The 734-nt window shown below is 65.4% G+C and carries 1 protein-coding gene; it reads left to right on the forward strand.

Annotated elements, in window-relative coordinates; genetic code table 11:
- The coding region (locus MF607_RS22585; protein WP_242122402.1) for an ATP-binding protein at window positions 1-734 on the forward strand (734 nt) is incomplete at both ends.

A 734-nucleotide genomic window follows, 5' to 3' on the forward strand; every position in this document is an offset into this window, starting at 1 on the left:
CAGCTTCAGAAGATGGAAGCGGTAGGCCAGCTCACCGGCGGTATCGCGCACGACTTCAACAATATGCTTGCCGTCGTCATCGGTGGCCTCAATCTCGCCCAGCGTCGGCTCGATCGCGGCGACACCGACATCAGGCGGTTCATGGACGGTGCGATGGAGGGCGCGACCCGTGCGGCCGCGCTCACGCAGCGGCTGCTGGCCTTCTCGCGCCAGCAGCCGCTTGCGCCCGAGAGCATCGACGCGAACCGTCTCATCAACGGCTTGGCCGATCTTCTCACCCGCACGCTGGGCGAGCCGGTACGTCTCGAAACCGTCCTGACGCCGGGTCTGTGGAAGACGCTGGCCGATCCGGTCCAGCTCGAAAACGTCGTGGTCAATCTGGCGGTCAACGCGCGCGATGCCATGCCCGAAGGCGGGCGGCTGACGATCGAGACCGGCAACGCAGCGGTCGATGACGACTATGCTGCCGACGCCGATATCCCTCCCGGCCAGTATGTCATGCTGGCGGTGACGGACACCGGCACCGGCATGTCGCCCGAGGTACTGGCGAAAGCGTTTGATCCGTTCTTCACGACCAAGGGCGTCGGCAAGGGTACGGGACTGGGCCTGAGCCAGGTGTTCGGCTTCGTCCGTCAGTCCGGCGGGCATATCAAGATCTACTCCGAGGTCGGGCACGGGAGCACCATCAAGGTTTATCTTCCCCGCGCCTATGGCGACGACCGGCAGGCCTCCCC

The organism is Sphingomonas lacusdianchii (genome assembly GCF_022664395.1).
In the GTDB taxonomy this organism is placed as follows: domain Bacteria; phylum Pseudomonadota; class Alphaproteobacteria; order Sphingomonadales; family Sphingomonadaceae; genus Sphingomonas; species Sphingomonas lacusdianchii.